Annotated in this window: 1 protein-coding gene; it reads right to left on the bottom strand. The window is 58.3% G+C overall.

Annotated elements, in window-relative coordinates:
* The coding region (locus H0484_RS15055; RefSeq protein WP_226955446.1) for a GTP-binding protein at window positions 1–563 on the bottom strand (563 nt) is incomplete at its 3' end.
* Window position 564: the final 1 nt, after the last annotated feature.

Here is a 564-nt window from a genome sequence, read left to right as displayed (position 1 = left end):
TTGCCCAGGGGGCCGTCGTCGCCTTCCAGGGCCAGCTTGGCCGAACCCTTGACGATAGGCGTATCGTCGCCGGGGAAGTCGTACTTGCTCAGCAGTTCGCGAACTTCCATTTCGACCAGCTCGAGCAGCTCTTCGTCATCAACCATGTCGGCCTTGTTCAGGAACACGATGATGTAAGGCACGCCAACTTGGCGGCTCAGCAGGATGTGCTCACGCGTCTGGGGCATGGGGCCGTCAGCGGCCGAGCACACCAGAATTGCGCCGTCCATCTGGGCGGCACCGGTGATCATGTTCTTGACGTAGTCAGCGTGGCCCGGGCAGTCAACGTGAGCGTAGTGACGCTCTTTCGTTTCGTACTCAACGTGCGACGTGTTGATCGTGATACCACGGGCTTTTTCTTCAGGTGCAGCGTCAATCTGCGAGTAGTCTTTCGCTTCGCCGCCAAATTCCTTGGACAACACCGTGCAGATCGCTGCCGTCAGCGTCGTTTTGCCGTGGTCAACGTGGCCAATCGTGCCTACGTTTACGTGCGGTTTCGTCCGCTCAAACTTCTCTTTTGCCATG

The sequence above is a fragment of the Mesopusillimonas faecipullorum genome (assembly GCF_020539505.1).
Classification (GTDB): Bacteria; Pseudomonadota; Gammaproteobacteria; order Burkholderiales; family Burkholderiaceae_B; genus Mesopusillimonas; species Mesopusillimonas faecipullorum.
This window is presented reverse-complemented; position numbering and strand designations above follow the sequence as displayed.